10 protein-coding genes are annotated in these 13,862 nt (G+C 71.6%); 8 read left to right on the top strand and 2 right to left on the bottom strand.

Annotation, left to right across the window (positions count from 1 at the left end; genetic code table 11):
- Positions 1-328: 328 nt before the first annotated feature.
- From AW270_RS32505 to AW270_RS32470, 8 genes are all read left to right on the top strand, one after another.
- On the top strand, positions 329-751 hold the full coding sequence (locus tag AW270_RS32505) for a GtrA family protein (RefSeq protein WP_169807404.1): 423 nt from the start codon (positions 329-331) through the stop codon (positions 749-751).
- 53 nt (positions 752-804) lie between these two features.
- Positions 805-3,048 carry a glycosyltransferase family 2 protein gene (locus tag AW270_RS32500; protein WP_218009398.1) on the top strand — a complete coding sequence of 748 codons (2,244 nt, stop codon included), beginning with the start codon at positions 805-807 and terminating at the stop codon, positions 3,046-3,048.
- On the top strand, positions 3,045-4,520 hold the full coding sequence (locus tag AW270_RS32495) for a glycosyltransferase (protein ID WP_082801998.1): 1,476 nt from the start codon (positions 3,045-3,047) through the stop codon (positions 4,518-4,520). Before AW270_RS32500 ends, AW270_RS32495 begins: the two co-directional genes overlap by 4 nt.
- Before the next feature lie 8 nt (positions 4,521-4,528).
- Positions 4,529-8,620 carry a PQQ-dependent sugar dehydrogenase gene (locus tag AW270_RS32490; RefSeq protein ID WP_063819416.1) on the top strand — a complete coding sequence of 1,364 codons (4,092 nt, stop codon included), beginning with the start codon at positions 4,529-4,531 and terminating at the stop codon, positions 8,618-8,620.
- A gap of 76 nt (positions 8,621-8,696) precedes the next feature.
- Complete coding sequence (locus AW270_RS32485) at positions 8,697-9,305, top strand: ABC transporter ATP-binding protein (protein ID WP_063819415.1); 609 nt, start codon at positions 8,697-8,699, stop codon at positions 9,303-9,305.
- The gene (locus tag AW270_RS32480) at positions 9,302-10,555 is read left to right on the top strand and encodes a DUF6297 family protein (protein ID WP_061299957.1); all 1,254 of its coding nucleotides are present in this window, start codon (positions 9,302-9,304) and stop codon (positions 10,553-10,555) included. The genes AW270_RS32485 and AW270_RS32480 overlap by 4 nt, the downstream gene beginning before the upstream one ends.
- Positions 10,556-10,603: 48 nt before the next feature.
- Complete coding sequence (locus AW270_RS32475) at positions 10,604-11,668, top strand: NAD-dependent epimerase/dehydratase family protein (RefSeq protein WP_061299956.1); 1,065 nt, start codon at positions 10,604-10,606, stop codon at positions 11,666-11,668.
- Between the two features lie 20 nt (positions 11,669-11,688).
- Positions 11,689-12,375 carry a TIGR04282 family arsenosugar biosynthesis glycosyltransferase gene (locus AW270_RS32470; protein ID WP_082801997.1) on the top strand — a complete coding sequence of 229 codons (687 nt, stop codon included), beginning with the start codon at positions 11,689-11,691 and terminating at the stop codon, positions 12,373-12,375.
- On the opposite strand, the gene AW270_RS32465 is transcribed toward AW270_RS32470, so the two are convergent.
- On the bottom strand, positions 12,294-12,674 hold the full coding sequence (locus tag AW270_RS32465; RefSeq protein WP_061299955.1) for a hypothetical protein: 381 nt from the start codon (positions 12,672-12,674) through the stop codon (positions 12,294-12,296). The genes AW270_RS32470 and AW270_RS32465 overlap by 82 nt on opposite strands.
- On the bottom strand, positions 12,671-13,777 hold the full coding sequence (locus tag AW270_RS32460) for a molybdopterin-dependent oxidoreductase (RefSeq protein WP_061299954.1): 1,107 nt from the start codon (positions 13,775-13,777) through the stop codon (positions 12,671-12,673). Before AW270_RS32460 ends, AW270_RS32465 begins: the two co-directional genes overlap by 4 nt.
- Positions 13,778-13,862 lie beyond the last annotated feature (85 nt).

Genomic DNA, 13,862 nt, shown 5'->3' with positions numbered 1-13,862 from the left:
CGGCATCCTCGCCGCGACGCACGGAGCGGTGCGCGTCCTGGCGGGTCCCCCACGCCCGCCAGGACGCGCCACCGTTAGTCCGGCCCTGACTGCGCCGACTTCCGGACCATCGGCCTGACCTGCCGGGACCGTTCCACACGGAGGCAGGACAAATCGGGTGTGCGTCATCCGCCCGTGTCAGAGGTTCACATACTTAACTTCTCTGTAGAAGTTGCCGCTAGCTATAGTTCACGCCGCGATAACGCCGCCATTCCGCGTACGTCACCAAACTTCATGACGCTTGGCACGTACCAATCCGCGATCACCAGGCACAAGCCGTGGGGGACGAGTGGCGATTGTTCCGGATTATCACTTACGTGTGGTGCGATTTCTCCTGGTGGGTGGTTTCTGCTTCGGAGTCCAGTACCTCGCGATGACCGCAATGGCATCGGCCGCCGTCCCCTGGACCGCCGCCGATGCCATCGGTTTTCTCCTGTCAGCACAGCTCAACTTCGTGTTGAGCTCGAAGTTCACCTGGGGGGACCGCCGCTTCCCGCTCACCGTCCGGCGATGGTCGAGCTACAACGGCACCGCACTGCTCTCACTCGCTGTCAATACGGGCGTTTTCGCCCTCGCACACCTATACCTGCCCACTCTCATTTCCGCTGCGGCCGGTGTCCTCATCGGCACGATTGTCACCTATCTCATCTGTGACAAATTCGTATTCGCCACCCGTGAGAAGGCCCCAGAGAAAGCCGAGGCCCTCGCGTGACCCTCGAAATGCCTGGCGCGCCGCCCCGAGCCGCGCGCTTGTACACCGAAGGCGTGACCGTCGTCATGCCGGCGTACAACGAAGAGGAGAACCTGCGGGCGACGGTCGAGGACTTCCTCACCACGCTCGCCGGCATGGAGCACCGGATCGTCGTCGTCAACGACGGCTCCCCCGACGCGACCGGACGGGTGCTCGACGAGCTCGCCGAGCTCTACCCCGGCCGCGTCATCGCCGTCCACCACCAGGTCAACCAGGGTTACGGCGGAGCGGTCCGCACCGGCATCGCGACCGCCCTCGACCGGACCGACATGCGGCGCATCCTGCTCACCGACTCCGACGGCCAGTTCAGGGCCGAGGACCTGCTGACCTTCCTCCGGGTGCAGCGCGACGAGCGCGCCGACGGAGTGATCGGCTACCGCAAGCACCGCGCCGACCCGTTCATGCGCACGGTCAACGCCTGGATCTGGACCCAGCTGAACCGGGTGCTGCTGCGCACCCACAGCCGGGACGTCGACTGCGCCTACAAACTGCTCGACCGCAAGCTCCTGGACGACCTGACGCTGACCGGCGAGGCCGCCGCGATCTCGCCGGAGCTGCTCGCCAAGATCGGCGCGGGCCACACGCGCATCGTCGAGCACCCGGTCAGCCACTATCCGCGTCAGCACGGCCACCAGACCGGCGCGTCGCTGCGGGTCATCCTGAGGTCGCTCACCAGCCTGGCCGGCGTCTACCGTGACCTGGTCAGAGACGGCCTCAAGTGGCGCCGCACCCGCCGCGCGCTCACCCCCGGCGACCCGTTGCTGGCCGTGGTGACCGGCGTCGCCGCCGTGCTGTCGGTCGTGGCGGCGGTCTACTACTTCAACGAGGGCGTCGTCCTCAGCTACAAGGACGCGGTCTCGCACGTCCTCATCGCGGCGCGCGTGGTGGACAGCCCGACGGCGGGCGTCGCCCAGCTCGGCGGCGTGTGGCTTCCCCTGCCCCACGTCCTGGCCGTGCCGTTCGTGTGGATCGAGTGGTTCTACACGACGGGCATGGCCTCCAGCATCGTCTCGATGGCCTCGTACGTCATCACCGTCCGGTACCTGTACAAGATCGCCCATGGCATGGCCGGCACCCGCTGGGCCGGGGTCGCGGCGGCCGCGGTGTTCGCCCTGAACACCAACGCGCTCTACCTGCAGGCCACCCCGATGACCGAGTCGCTGCTGTTCGCCTGCATCGTCGGCGCGGTCTACCACCTGCAGGAATGGTGCCAGACCGGCCGCTACGGCCAGATCGCCCTCTCCTCGATGTGGACGGTCCTGGCGACCCTGACCCGCTACGAGGGATGGGTGCTCTGCCTCGCGGTGACCTGCGTGGTCGGCTACACGGCGCTGCGGCGCTGGCGCGGCTACACCCACATCGAGGCGAACCTGATCTTCTTCTCGGTGATCGCCTACAGCGGCATCGCGGCCTGGTGCGGCTGGAACTGGATCATCTTCGGCAATCCGCTCTACTGGCAGACCGGCGAGTACGCCAAGCCGTCCCTCTGGGTGTCCTCGGGCGACCAGACGGTCGGCGACATCGTCGTCTCGGCCCAGACCTACGTGATCGCGATGGCCGACGACATCGGCTGGGTGACGCTGGGGCTGGCGGCGCTGGGCGTGGTCCTCTACTTCGCCCGCCACCGCATCCACGCGGCCACGCTGGCGCCGTACGCGCTGCTGGCGTTCCTGCCGTTCTACATCTTCACGCTGTACGCCGGGCAGCGCCCGCTGCACGTCGCGGAGATCCACGGCGACCTCTACAACGTGCGGTTCGGCATGGTCATGGCGCTGGGCGCGGCGGTGTTCCTGGGCTTCCTGGCCGCGTACGTCAAGAACGCCCGCCCGCTCGTGGCGGTGGCGCTGGCGGCCACGGTCCTGGCGGTGCCGGGGACCAAGACGCTGGAGGAGCCGGTGGCCTATCTCAACTCCCCCGGCGGCCGGATCGACGTCGGGTCGGCGACGTGGCTGAAGGAGAACTACGACGGCGGCCGGGTGCTCATGCAGAACTTCGGCAACGAGCTCGTCACCTTCCAGTCGCAGCTGCCGCTCGGGGAGATCATCTACGAGGGTTCGTTCCGGATGTGGGAACCGGCGCTGGCCGACCCCGTCGAGAGCAGGGTGCGCTGGATCTACATGCGCTCCTCCGAGGGCTCGGAGGACGGCGTCTACAAGTCGCTGCACGCCACCCCGGTCCTCAACGAGAACTACCAGCTCCTCTACCAGGACGCCGACCGACTGATCTACCGCGCCATCCGAACGGAGCCCGTGCGATGAACACCACCGCCGAAATCCCCGACGAACTGAGCGCGCGCCGGCTGCTCAGCCGGGGCCAGGCGGTCACCGGCACCCTGGTGATCGCCCTGCTGGCCGCGGCCGTGGCGCTGCACGTCGTCACCGGCTGGGGCCCCGGCCCCGTCTGGTACGGCCAGGCCGCCGTCGCGATCGTGACCGCCGTCTACGTCGCCGTGATCGCGTTCAAGCTGGCCATGGTGTTCGGGGCGTGGGGTTCGCCGGTGCTCCGGTTCGAGCCCTCCGACATCGACACGATCCCCCGCGACGCGCTGCCCCTCTACACGGTCCTGGTGCCGCTGCACCGGGAGGCGGAGGTGCTGCCGTTCCTGCTCAAGCGGCTGTCCCAGATGGACTACCCACCGGAGAAGCTGCAGATCCTGCTGCTGATCGAGGAGGACGACGACGCCACCCGGGGCGCCCTGGAGACCATCGACCTGCTGCCGCAGTTCGAGGTCGTGATCATCCCCCACTCCATCCCGAAGACGAAGCCGAAGGCATGCAACGTCGGGCTGGAGAAGGCGCGCGGCGAGTTCTGCGTCATCTACGACGCCGAGGACCGGCCCGACCCCGACCAGCTCCGCAAGTCGGTGCTGGCCTTCCGGCTGCTGGCCGACCGCGTGGTGTGCGTGCAGGCCGAACTGCAGTACTGGAACCCGTGGACGAACTGGCTCACCCAGTGCTTCGCGGCCGAGTACGCCACCAACTTCTCCCTGTCCCTGCGCGGCCTGGACCGGCACCGCCTGGCCATCCCGCTGGGCGGCACCTCCAACCACTTCCGGACCGACGCGCTGCGCGCGCTGGGCGGCTGGGACTCCTACAACGTCACCGAGGACGCCGACCTGGGCATCCGCATCGCCCGGCGCGGCTGGGACGTGCGGATGATGGTGTCGGTCACCGAGGAGGAGGCCAACAGCCACCTGGGCAACTGGGTGCGCCAGCGGTCGCGGTGGATCAAGGGCTACATCCAGACGTGGCTGGTGCACACCCGCCACCCGGTCAAGCTCTGGCGTGAGCTCGGCACCCGCCGCTGGATCGCCTTCCACCTGACCCTCGGGTTCTCCACGTTCACCACGCTGGTCAACCCGTTCTTCTGGGTGATGACGCTGATCTACGTCTTCACCGGCACCCAGTACATCGAGGCGCTCTTCCCGGCCGTCGTGCTCTATCTCGGCGTGCTCACGATGATCCTCGGCAACTTCCTGATGATGTACTGCCTGATGACGGGCTGCATGGAGCGGGGGCTCCACCGCGCGGTCCGGGCGATGCTGACCGTGCCCCTCTACTGGGGCCTGATGAGCGTCGCGGCCTACAAGGCCTTCTTCCAGCTCCTGCGCCCCTCGCGCCGCCACTACTGGGAGCTCACCGAGCACGGTCTGGTCGACCACGCGTCGGCGCACGAGGAAGAGACCGCCGGCCAGCCCGTCAAGGCCCCCCTGCCTGCCCTCACCGACTAGGTACCACCATGCGCACCCTCGCAGCTTTACTCCTCCTGGCCGCCCTGCTGTTCGTCCCCGCCACGGCGGCGCACGCCGCGCCGCCGGTGGAGTTCGACAAGACCCTCCTCGCGGAGGGCCTCGACACCCCGACGGCCTTCCGGTTCACGCCGGACGGCCGGATCGTCGTCGGCGAGAAGAACGGCGCGATCCGGCTGATCAAGAACGGCGTCCTGCAGACCGCGCCGATGATCACCGTGCCGACGGCCAACGCCGACGAGCGCGGGCTGCTCGGGCTCGAACTCGACCCCGACTTCGCGGTCAACGGCCACATCTACGTCGCCTACACCCGCAGCGACAACTTCAACCGGCTGAGCCGCTTCACCGTCACCGGCGACACCATCGCACCGGCCTCCGAGCTGGTGCTCGTCCAGTCGAACCAGCCGTCGAACGTCTTCCACCACGGCGGTGAGCTGCGGTTCCTCCCGGACGGCAAGCTCTACTGGTCGCTGGGGATGAACACCTACAACCCCAACTCGCAGAACCTCGGCACCCCGCACGGCAAGATCCTGCGCATCAACCGGGACGGCTCGATCCCGCCGGACAACCCGTTCGCCGGCACGCCGGGGGCCGAACGGACCATCTGGGCCTACGGCCTGCGCAACCCCTTCCGCTGGGACGTCGTGCCCAACGGCCCCAACGCCGGGAAGATCCTCACCGGCGACGTGGGCGGCTCGGAGTGGGAGGAGATCAACCTCGTCGAGAAGGGCGGCAACTACGGCTGGCCCCTCGCCGAGGGCTTCTGCGCCGGATGCGGCTACGCCAACCCGGTCTACACCTACCCGCACACCGCTCCCCCGGCCGCGGCCGGGTCGGTGACCTCGCTGGAGGTCTACACCGGCAGCACCTTCCCGGCGGAGTATCAGAACGCGGTCTTCTTCGCCGACTACACGCTCGGGTTCATCAAGTACCTGAAGATGGACGCCGAGTACAAGAGCGTCATCTCGGTCAACGACTTCGACCTGAACGCGGGCACGCCGGTCCAGATCTCGACCGGCCCCGACGGGAACCTGTACCAGCTCAACATCTACCCGGGCGCCCTCTACAAGATCGCCCCCTCGGGCGGCAACCGGGCCCCGATCGCCAAGGCCGCGGCGACGCCGCCGGACGGCCTCGGGCCGCTGGAGGTCCACTTCTCCTCCCTCGGCTCGGGCGACCCCGACGAGGGCGACGAGGTGACCTACGCGTGGGACTTCCGGGACGGCGCGACCTCGACCGAGGCGAGCCCGACCCACACGTACACGACCAACGGCACCTACGACGTCACGCTGACCGTCAGCGACGGCGCGAAGTCCACGCAGGCCACGGTGCGGGTCACCGTCGGCAACCGCAGGCCGACCGGCACGATCACGGCGCCCGTCTCCTGGTCCACCTACGACGCGGGCGACACGATCACCTACGCCGCCACCGGCACCGACCCCGAGGACGGCGCCCTGCCGGCCTCGGCGTTCTCGTGGTCGGTGATCTTCCACCACGCCGACCACGTGCACCCGTTCCTCGGGCCGGTCGACGGGGTGCGCGGCGGGACGTTCACCATCCCCCGCGTCTCCGACAACGTGGCCACGACGTGGTACCGCGTGCAGCTGACGGTCACCGACGCGGGCGGGCTGAAGCACACCTCATACGCAGACGTGAAGCCCAACCTGGTCGAGCTGACCTTCACCTCCGACCCGCTCGGGCCGACGTACACGGTCGACGGCGTGCCGTTCACCGGGACGAAGGTGGAGCAGGCGGTCGTGGGCGTCGAGCGGGTGCTGAGCGCCCCGGCCACGCAGTTCCACGGCGGCAAGCAGTACGCCTGGCAGGGCTGGTCGGACGAGGGCGCGCTCACCCACACGATCGTCACGCCCGACGAGGACACCACCTACCGGGCCGACTTCCTGGAGCTGACCCAGCCCCCGGCCCCGTGGGCCAGCGCCGACATCGGCCCCCGCACCGTCGCGGGCACGACCTACTACGACGCGGGCTCGTTCACGATCAAGGGCGGCGGCAACGACGTCTGGGACCAGACCGACGAGTTCCGGTACGTCTTCCAGCCCCTCCAGGGCGACGGCACGATCATCGCCAAGCTCTCCGGCCAGACGAACACCCACCCGTGGGCCAAGGCCGGGATCATGATCAAGGCGTCGGCCACCCCGATGGCGGCGTATGCCGCGGTGGCGCTGACCCCCGCGAACGGGATGCACTTCCAGTACGGCTTCCAGGGCGACGGCGGCGGCTACCCGTCGCTCGGCGGCTGGATGAAGCTGACCAGGACCGGCGACGTCTTCACCGCCTACCGCTCCGCGGACGGCGTCGTGTGGACGGCGATCGGCACCACCACGCTGACGATGCCCGCCCAGGCGACGATCGGCCTGTGGGTCAGCGCCCACGACATGACCGCGCTGAGCGAGGCGGTCTTCGAGAACGTCCAGGTCACCCAGGGGTCGACGGTCGGCCCGGTGCCCGCCCCGTGGGCGCGGGCCGACGTCGACGGCGCGACCCCGGCGGGTTCGGCGACCTTCGACAGCGCGACCGGGACGTACACGGTCAACGGCGGCGGCACCGACGTGTGGGCCGACACCGAGGAGCACTCGTTCCTCAACCGCCCGCTGACCGGGGACGGCTCGATCACCGCCCGCGTCACCTCGCAGTCGGAGACCGCGCCGTGGGCCAAGGCGGGCCTCATGATCAGAGGCACCGCCGGGTACGCCGACCTGTTCGTCACCCCCGAGAACGGGATGCACTTCCAGACCTCCGACCCGTCGTCGGTGGTCGGCGGCCCGTTCACGTTCCCGGACGCGTGGGCCCGCCTCACCCGCGAGGGCGACGTGATCAAGGCGTTCCGGTCGGTCGACGGGGCGACCTGGACCCTGGTCGGCCAGCACACCCTGCCCGGGTTGCCGGAGACCGTCTCGGCGGGCATGTTCGTGACCGCCCACCGCGACGGCACCGTGCTCGGCACGGCGACCTTCGACCACGTGACGTTCGAGTCGGCCGACGACAACGGCCTCCCGGCCCTGTGGACCGGCGGCGACGTGGGCAACCCCGTCCTGGCCGGTTCGTCCGGCGAGCTCGGCGGGCTGTTCACCGTCACGGCGGGCGGCGACGACGTCTGGGGCGCCACCGACCAGATGCACTTCGTCCGCCGCTCGCTCACCGGCGACGGCACGATCGTGGCGAAGGTGAACTCGCTGACCCGGGCCGAGGCGTGGACCAAGGCCGGGATCATGTTCAAGGAGACCGCCGTCGCGGGCTCGCCGTACGCCGGGCTGCTGGTCAGCGCCGACCACGGCGTGCACCTCCAGACGACCGGCGAGCAGGACGTGGCCGGGTCGGACGTGGACGCACCGGTCTGGCTGAAGCTGGTCCGGGCCGGGAACACCTTCACCGGTTTCGACTCCGCCGACGGGGTGACCTGGACACGGATCGGCGCCCGGACGGTGCCGATGGCCGCCGCCGCGCAGGTCGGCCTGTTCGCGGTCTCCCACGACGGGAGCCTGCGGACGACGGCGACGTTCTCCGACGTGACCGTGACCCCCGCCAACACGACCGGGCTGCCGTCCGGCTGGAGCTCCGTCGACGTGGGCGGCCCCGCGCTGGCGGGCACGGCGAGCGTCAACGGCCGGACGTTCACGATCTCCGGCGCGGGCGGCGACGTGTGGGGGACGGCGGACCAGATGCACTACGTCTACCGCGCCCTCCCGGCCAACGGCACGATCGTGGCCCGGGTGATCAGCCAGGAGAACACCGACGACTGGGCCAAGTCGGGCCTGATGATCAAGTCGGCCGCCACGGCGCTGTCGCCGTACTCCGCGGTGATGCTCACCCCGGCGAACGGCATCCACCAGCAGGCCAACTTCACCTCCGACGTGAGCGGCGGAGCCGCCACCGCGCCGGTGTGGTTGCGGGTGTCGCGGGTCGGCTCGACCGTGACGACCTACCGGTCGGCGAACGGCGAGGACTGGACGGCCATCGGCACGGCGACCATCGCCGGGGCGGCGACCATCGGGTTGTTCGTCTGTTCGCACGAGGCGGGACAGCTCAACACGACGGTCTTCGACCAGGTGCTGGTGAGCTGAACCGCTTGTCGTATATCGCCGGGCGTCCTCCCTCCGGGGAGGGCGCCCGGCCCTTCTCCGCCTCGATACTGGGTGGGTGCTGACCGTCTCCGGCCTGTGCAAGTCCTACGCCGGCCACCCCGTGCTGACCGGCGTCACCTTCACGCTGGCCCCCGGCGAGGCCCTCGCCGTCGCCGGTCCCAACGGCGCGGGCAAGACCACCCTGCTCACCTGCGTCGCCGGCCTGGAGGAAGCCGACTCCGGCCTCGTCGCACTCGACGGCAGAGCCCTGCGCGAGTCAGACCCGGAGGTCCGGGCCGCGATGGCGTGCCTGCTCGACGACGCCGACTACTTCCCCGACCTGTCGGTCGTCGACCATCTCACCCTCTGCGCCCACGCCCACGGGACCGTGGACCCGGCCGCCGTCGTGGCGGCCGTGATGAGGGAACTCGGCCTCTCCCCCGACCAGCTTCCCGTCACCCTGTCGAGCGGCCAGCGCCACCGCCTCGGCCTGGCCTCCTGCCTGGTGCGCCCCCGCCGCCTGCTGCTCCTCGACGAACCCGAGCAGCGGCTCGACCACCCCGGGCGCTCCTGGCTGGCCGACCGTCTGGGCAAGGAGAAGGCGGCCGGGGTGGCCGTCCTGTTCACCTCCCACGACCCCGATCTGATCGCGGCGGTCGCCGACCGCACGATCGAGATCGCATGACCCGGTTCGGGGTCGCGGCGCTCGCCGAGCGGCTCGTCTACCTGGTCGTGCTCGGCGCGATCGGGGCCCAGGTCGTGGCGTCGGGGCTGTCGGGCGGGTCCGCGCCGCCGATCGGGCGGGGGGTCGCGGCGGCCCTGACCGGGCTCTGCGTGGTGCTGCTGGCCAAAGGGCTCCTCGGGTTCGGTCCTCTGTACGCCGGCGCGCCCGCCCGGACCTGGGTTCTGAGCACCCCGGCCGACCGGGGGAGAGCGCTGCGGAGGCATCTGGCCGCCGCGGTGGCCGCGGGGGCGGCGGGGTGCCTGTTCCTGGGGTTCGCGTTCGTCGCGGTGACCCGGCTGACCGTCCCGGTCGTACCGTGGTTCACCGCCTGGGCGGCGATTGGGGCGGTGGTGGCGTGCGGGTGCGTGCTGGTCCAGGCGGGGTCCTTCGGGACGCGGCCGGTCCAGCGGGTGCTGACCGTGCTGGCGTGGGTCCTCGCCGGGGCGGCGCTCGCCGATCCCGGCATTCAGGTCGCCGTCCCGGCGGCGGTCGCGCTGGGGTGCGCGTTCGCGGCGGTGGGGCTGGCGCGGTGGCGGCTGGGGGCGATGACGCGGGGGCGGCTGACGTCGGGGGCGGAGCTCGCCACGGCGACGCAGGCCTCCGCGCTCTCCCTCGACGTCACGATGTTCTGGACGATCGTGCTGGAGCGCCGGGCCCGGACGCTCGGGCGGGTCCGGCCGGCGGCCATCCGCGGCGGCCGGTTCACCGCGCTGATCACGGCTGAGCTGGCCAGGATCCGGCGCACCCCGACCGGTCTGCTCGTCTGGGCGGCGCTGCTGGCGGCGCCCTACGGCGCGGCGGTGACGCCGCTGCTCCCCGCGGTCCACGTCGTGGCCGGGTTCCTCGCGGTCGACCGGCTGGCGGGCGGGCTGCGCGTGGTCTCCCGGTCGCCCGCGCTGCGGCGGGCGCTGGGCGGGTCGGACCGCGAGCTCGCCCTCGCCCACCTGGTGGTCCCCGCCGCGGGGGCGGTCGTCTGGTCGCTCGCGACGCTGCTGGTGGTGCCGGGCGTCACCCCGCTGATGGCGGCGATCACGGCGGCCGGGGTGCTCGGGGTCGTCTATCGGGTGGCGACCCGGCCGCCGCTCGACTACTCGGCCCCGGTGGTCGACGTCGGGCTGTTCGGGCCCGCTCCGCTCGGTCTGATCCTGCAACTGTCACGGGGGCCGGCGCTGCTGGCGGGGCTGGCGCTGCTGCAGACCGCGGTGGCCTGACGGCGCGGGAACCCGGCCCGGGTCCGTCGCTTCCGTAGCGTCTCTGACATGCGAGTTCTCGTCACAGGAGGAGCCGGGTTCATCGGCTCGCACATCGTCGCCGCACTGGCCTCGGCCGGTCACGAACCGGTCGTGTACGACGCCCTGCTGCCCGCCGCCCATCCCGGCGAACCAGCACTGCCCGACGCGGAGTTCGTCCACGGCGACGTCCGGGACGCCGGGGAACTGGAGAAGGCGCTCAGGGGGGTCGACGCCGTCTGCCACCAGGCCGCGATGGTCGGCCTGGGCAAGGACTTCGCCGACGCGCCCGGCTACGTGTCCTGCAACGACCACGGCACCGCCGTGCTGTTGGCCGCGATGGCGCGCGCGGGGATCGACCGGCTCGTCCAGGCCGGATCCATGGTCGTCTACGGCGAGGGCCGCTACTCCTGCCCGCAGCACGGCGTGGTCCGGCCCGGGCCGCGCGACGTCGCCGACCTGGAGGCGGGCCGGTTCGAGCCGAGGTGCTCGTGGTGCGGGGCCGAGCTCGAACCCGGGCTGGTCGGCGAGGACTCCCCCGTCGACCCGCGCAACGTCTACGCCACCACCAAGCTCGCCCAGGAGCACCTGGCCGCCTCGTGGGCCCGCGCGACCGGCGGCGCCGCGATCTCGCTGCGCTACCACAACGTCTACGGGCCGGGCATGCCGCGCGACACCCCCTACGCCGGGGTCGCGTCGTTCTTCCGGTCAGCCCTCCAGCGGGGCGAGGCGCCCCGGGTGTTCGAGGACGGCGGCCAGCGGCGCGACTTCGTGCACGTCTCCGACGTCGCGTCGGCCAACCTGCGGGCGCTGGACGCGATCGGCGACCGGCCCGGGGGCGGCCATAAGGCGTACAACACCGGGAGCGGGCAGCCCCGCACGGTGGGAGAGATGGCGACGGCGCTGGCCACCGCGTTCGGCGGGCCCGCGCCGGTGGTGACGGGCGAGTTCCGGCTCGGCGACGTACGGCACATCACGGCCGACTCGGCGCGGCTGCGGCGGGAGCTCGGCTGGGCGCCGAGGGTCGGGTTCGCGGCGGGCATGACCGAGTTCGCCCGCTCGCCGCAGCGGGCGTCCGCCGGGATGGCGGTGTGAGAGCGGCGGGTGCCGGGCGAGTGACGACGCTTCTCGTGATCGCCAAGGAGCCGGTGCCGGGACGGGTGAAGACCCGGCTGACCCCGCCGTTCACCCCGGTCGAGGCTGCCGCCCTCGCCGAGGCGGCGCTGGCCGACACCCTCGCCGCGGCGCTGCGCACCCCCGCCGACCGGCACGTCCTGGTGCTGGCCGGGTCTCCCGGGGAGTGGCTGCCCGCCGGGTTCGAGGTCCGCGCGCAGGGCGAGGGCGGCCTCGACGAGCGCCTGGCCGCCGCGTTCGCGGCCTGCGACGGGCCCGCGCTGCTCATCGGGATGGACACCCCTCAGGTCACGCCCGACCTGCTCGGCCCCGGTCTGGACTTCGGCGGGCACGACGCCTGGTTCGGCCCCGCCGACGACGGCGGCTTCTGGGCCCTCGGCCTGGCCGAACCCGACCCGGCGCTGCTGCTCGGGGTGCCCATGTCGGCGCCGGAGACCGGGGCGGCCCAGCTCGCCCGGCTGCGCGACAAGGGGCTGACGGTCGGCGTCCTGCCGGGCCTGCGCGACGTCGACACCGCCGGCGACGCCGAGGCGGTGGCCGCCCTGGCCCCGTGGGGCGTGTTCGGCGGCCTCCACGCCCGGCTCGCTCAGCGCCGGCGGCGCAGCACCACCAGCACGACCGCGACGACGGCCACGACCGCCAGGCAGATCAGCAGGTTGCGGCCGTAGGGCTGGACCAGGACCGTCGGGTTCGGCGACGGGCCGGGGCGCAGCAGCGCCGGCACCGTGATGAGCACCAGCCCGCCCATCGTGATCAGCGCCCCCCGCACGACGGCCCGGTCGGGCAGCCGGGCCACCACCAGGCCGACGGCCAGCACGAGCGGGCCGATCAGCGCGTCGTGCAGGGCGATGGCCCCGGCGAACCAGACCACCACGCCCCACAGGCCGGGCTGCGGCAGCAGGAAGAACAGCCCGGTCACGATGCCGGCCACCCCGGCCGCGCCGAGGGCCAGCCGCAGCGCCCTCACAGCGCCTCGATCCGGGAGACCCACTTGGTCTGCAGCACGCCCGGTCGGTTCGGCGCGATGATCCGCGCCGGATAGCCGTGGTCGAGCGAGAGCACCTCGCCGTTGAGGCGCAGCGCGAGCAGGGTGGTCAGGTCGTCGGCGTACTGGGCGGGCATCTCCATCGTCCGGTAGTAGCCCCAGACCTCCAGCGACTCCACCCGCAGCGACGTGCCGCGCGGCACCCCGGCGCGGTCGAGCAGGTCACGGATGGGCACCCCGGTCCACCACGCGTTGGCGCTCCAGCCTTCGACGCAGGCGATCGGGAGCCGCACCTCCATCTGCGGGAGGGCGTTCAGTTCCGCCAGCGTGATCCGGTAGGGCTTGGGGCCGGTGACCTCCAGCGCCCAGCCGTCGGACGAGGCGTAGGTGACCTGGGCGGCGGCGGCCGTCCGGTTGATGGGCAGGCCCTGGGTCTCGACGTCGGGGTTGCGCGGCGCGAGCAGGTCGAAGGCCCGCAGCGGGGTGACCGCCTGCCCGACGGTCGTCAGCGTGACCGCGCCCACGGCCGCGCCGACCCCGGTCAGCAGCGCCCTGCGGTCGGCCGTGTCGACGCCCGGCCTGCTCCGCCAGTTGTCCCTGATCAGCGGCGCCTTCACGGCGAGGTGGAGCAGCAGGGAACCGGCGACGATCCAGGCGACGGCGTAGTGGGTGGAGGTGAAGGAGAACGGCCAGGGATACCACTGGAGGATGTTGATCAGCCCGGTGAACAGCTCGAACACCGTCGCGGCGACGAGCAGCGCGATGGTCAGCCGCTCGACGAGGTGGGCGGGCGAGCGGAACGGCGGCCAGGCGAACAGCCTCGGGTAGACGGTCCACAGCTTGGCCATGACGAGCACGATCGCGGCCAGGCCCGAGGCGACGTGCAGCCCTTGGGTCAGCCGGTAGCCCCACGTGGGGCGGGTGGGCAGCAGGCCGGCCATCCAGCCGGGAGGGTGCTGGAGGAAGTGACTGATCAGTCCCGTCAGGAAGCAGACGAGCACGGCCGTCCCGAGCCACCTGCCGATCGCCACGGCGGTGCGCGGGTCGTGCAACCGGCCTCTGAACTGCGGAAGCGTGGGTCTCATAGCTCCCCATGGAATCGCGCCGGAGCCTAAAAACGGCTCACGAAACGCGGGCGCCCGGCCCGGCGGCACGTCCGGCGCGCCGGGG

The sequence above is a fragment of the Herbidospora cretacea genome (assembly GCF_001570605.1).
GTDB classification, from domain to species: Bacteria; Actinomycetota; Actinomycetes; order Streptosporangiales; family Streptosporangiaceae; genus Herbidospora; species Herbidospora cretacea.
This window is presented reverse-complemented; position numbering and strand designations above follow the sequence as displayed.